We start from the raw sequence: 3,444 nt of genomic DNA, 5'->3' as shown, positions 1-3,444 counted from the left end.
TCAAGGCGTCATCTTTGCTGCTCGATATTTTTACATTGTCCAGCGTGTTTTTATTTTCATCATTTCCGCTAGCGTTGAAAAAGGCACCTATTTGAGATGCTGTAATGGAACCATCGGTCATCTTGACTGTAGCTGCATTTTGTATATCAAGGCCGTTTGCAACTTTTTCAATGGTTGTTGTGCCTTTTAATGTAATGACGCTGTTGTTGTCAGCTTTTGCACCAGTACTCTTTTTTTCAGTTTCAGAGCCGGTTATTGTCAAATTTTCGCTAACGATTTTGCTACCAACTGCTGTATAAAGCCCAGTTACCATATTTTCAATGGTTGTTTTGCCTGTTAATTCAATCATAGTATTTGGCAAGTAGGCTGCTATACCGGTGCTATTGGTATTTTTTTCGTTCTGAGAGCCCGTTATTGTTAAATCTTTACTAACGAGTTTGCCACCAGTTGTTGCCCTAAGACCGCTGCCAGCAATGTCTTTAATGGTTGTTTGACCCGTTAATTCAATCACGCTATTAGCACCATCGACGAGTATACCAATGCTGTCTTCTTTAGCTTCAGGAAGGATTATCGTTACATTTTTTGCAGTGACTTTACTGCCCTTATTTACCCGAAATCCGTTTGCAACTTTTTCAATGGTTGTTGTGCCTGTTAATTCAACTGTACTATCAGGATCTGTGGTTGTTACACCTGTTCCTGTATCGTCTCCTTTTATTTTTAAATCTTCGCTGGTGATTTTACCACCTGTTTTTGCTAGGATCCCATCCACAGCTTTTTCAATGGTTGTTGTGCCTTTTAACGTAATTTCGCTACCAAGATCTGTAGATGTTACACCAGTTTTTTCAGATTCAGGAGCGGTTACTTTTATATCCTTGCCAATGATTTTTCCACTATTTGTTGCCTTAATCGCATCATAGTTTTTTTCGGATGCGTCGTCGGAGACATCTTTTACTTCTTCATTACTTGTAGCACTGAGGACTGTCGCATATGCGCTGAAATGAGTGCTAAACAGCATGATAGCTACGGCAGCTGTGCCGGATAAAAGAGATTTTTTAAACATTTAGATATTTTCCTTAACTTATAAGCCCCACGCATTCCTTCCCCGCTTACAAGAAGGATATCAAATGAATGGTTTTCTACTTTGGGGACCAATAGATTGTTTTTATTTTTATGTAAAGTAGAAAAATATTTTTTATAAAAATACATAATGTTTTGAATATTATTCATTATGAAATAAATATAAATTATTTTATAATATTAAAAATTATTTATATTTATTTGATTTTAGATCATAGTGTTATTATTGTGCATTGTTTAGAGATAAACTTTATTGAGTTATAAAAAGAAAAAAGAATGGAAAAAATATTAGAAAAAAGAAACAAGAAGAGAGGAAATGAGCAATAAAGAATAGCAGTATCCATGCTGCTGTGGATATACAAAAAAGAAAGTTTGTCGTTTGACAGGAGTTTTTTTAAGTGGGAATAGGTGGAAATTTATGATTTTTTATGACTAATTTTCACCATTAAATGCGCGTTTTATCAAAATGGATTTTGACATCTAAAAAAGAGTGAAAATGAGAAAAAACTGTGATTCAATGGAAAATAGGAAAAGGCTTTGAATATTTAAAAAAACTCTGTGAAAGCCTAGAATACCGCCTTTTAAGCCCCTTTGAAAAAAATCTATAAATTGTGAAGTTCGCTCCAAAATCAGCCCAAAAAGCAAAAAAAGATATAATATGTTAAAAACAAAGTGTTATTAAAAATCTTAATGTAAGGAGAAATGCACCTTCATTTTCCATTGTATAATGATGGTTAGGTTGGATTTGTGTAGTTCTTGAGTGCTTTTCCAACCTCTATTTAACGTTTTAAATGCAATTTTAAAAAGAGGCAAGGTAAGCTCTATTTCTTCTCTGTCTTTGATGTTTTGAACAAGCTCTTGTAACTTTTTATCAAGCTCTGCTACGAGTTCCGCTATATCTTCAGGGGGAAGTTTAATTGTTGCATTTTTGTTACCTGATTGATTCCTTTGTCTGGGTGGCAAATAGTGATGGTGGTTGGAGTGTTAAACCGGCAAGTCCCTTTGCTGCCGCCATGTTTATCAAACGCGACAAGCAAAGGGGCGGTGTTTTTTGGTTTCCCTCCAACCAAGATGTCAAAGGCATTTTAGGAACAGCGCGCCCCATTAGCTATTTTGATGGGGAAATCGATCATGAAGCAAATCGCCTTAACCAAGCCGATATTGCTACCTTTATTCCAGCACGGCTTAGCCAAAATGCCCATGGAAAAATTGTCGCCAATGGACGTATTTTATGGGGCAACCACACCACCTCCAGTGACCCATTGTGGCGCTTTGTCAATGTGGTGCGCACCCGTGCAGCCGATGGCAGGGCTTGGTGGGAGCGCGCTGCGTCTTTTTCACCCGATGACTTTACTCATGGCAGCATTTCGAGGGGTTGCGGTTTCAGGTGCAGCATTGGTGAGTATCTTTGGTTGGATCGGGACAGTGATCGAAGTGGTTGGGGTGGGTATTTCCTCTGTTGTGGGGGTATTTTTACCCCAATAGGGGCTGTGGTTGCTGCTGTTGTGGCGGTCATACTGGCTGCTGGTTTTGCTTTGTGGAAATACTGGGACCGTTTCTCTTCTTTTGTCAAAGGTTTTGCACGGGGAATAGCACACGCTTTTAGTCGTGCCTTTGAAGCCGTCATGCGCTTTTTTGGTGCTGAACCCACCACCATCACCAAATGGAAAAACATCATTGCTGCTGCTTTTGATTTCTCTCAAACTTGGCAAAAGTTCAAACAAGGGCTTGGCGCTGTTGTTCAAAGCTTTGAAGGTTTGTGGGAGGGCGTTAAACAAAGCCTTTCCAACTTTTGGCAATGGTTGAAGAGTTTTTTTACACAGGAAAAGCTCTCGGAGAGTGCCAAGGCTGGTATGGAACAAGCGGGCGAAGATCTGGCTAATTCGATTGTCGATGGCTTTATGTCGTCTATCTCACAATTGATGGATTTTTGTAAATCTTTGCCTAGCCGCATTAAGGGGTGGATTGGTTCCATTGATGTAAGAGAGTTTTTGCCAAGTTTTTTGGGAGGCAAAACAGCCATTCAACCGATTGCACAATTTGCGGGGGCGGGGCATGCCAATTACTCTGTGAGAGAACAAAGAGACAAAGACCGTTCCCCCATCACACACAATCAAAATGTCACAGTGCATGTTAATGGGGCGCGTGAACCCATGGCCACTGGTCGTGCGGTTGCCCATGCTTTGCAACGGGCACGTGCTAATGCTCTGCATGGCGGGACAGAATGAGGGGAGGGCGTCTATGAGAGATCCTTTGATGATGTTAGGACCGCATCAATTTTATGTGGACTGGCTGAATTTCCAATCCTTTGAAGAAGAGTTTTCTGCTTCATGGGTTTGTATGGAGCGTTTTGGCAAGGCACCCAGT

At 40.1% G+C, this 3,444-nt stretch carries 4 pseudogenes; 2 read left to right on the top strand and 2 right to left on the bottom strand.

Features of this window, described 5'->3' with window-relative positions:
- Both ACFIL7_RS08040 and ACFIL7_RS08035 read right to left on the bottom strand, forming a co-directional pair.
- Positions 1–1,015: pseudogene (locus ACFIL7_RS08040) on the bottom strand (hypothetical protein); the annotation flags it as partial.
- An 841-nt stretch (positions 1,016–1,856) separates the two neighbouring features.
- Positions 1,857–2,007, bottom strand: a pseudogene (locus ACFIL7_RS08035) (transcriptional regulator); the annotation flags it as partial.
- Between ACFIL7_RS08035 and ACFIL7_RS08030 the strand changes: the two are divergent.
- Positions 2,004–2,501, top strand: a pseudogene (locus ACFIL7_RS08030) (phage tail protein); the annotation flags it as partial. The pseudogenes ACFIL7_RS08035 and ACFIL7_RS08030 overlap by 4 nt on opposite strands.
- Before the next feature lie 817 nt (positions 2,502–3,318).
- Positions 3,319–3,444: pseudogene (locus ACFIL7_RS08025) on the top strand (phage tail protein); the annotation flags it as partial.

Origin of the sequence: Bartonella sp. AP3QHHD (assembly GCF_042195765.1) — a bacterium.
Lineage (GTDB): Bacteria > Pseudomonadota > Alphaproteobacteria > Rhizobiales > Rhizobiaceae > Bartonella.
Note: the sequence above shows the minus strand (reverse complement) of the source record. Positions and strands in the feature narration are given on the sequence as shown.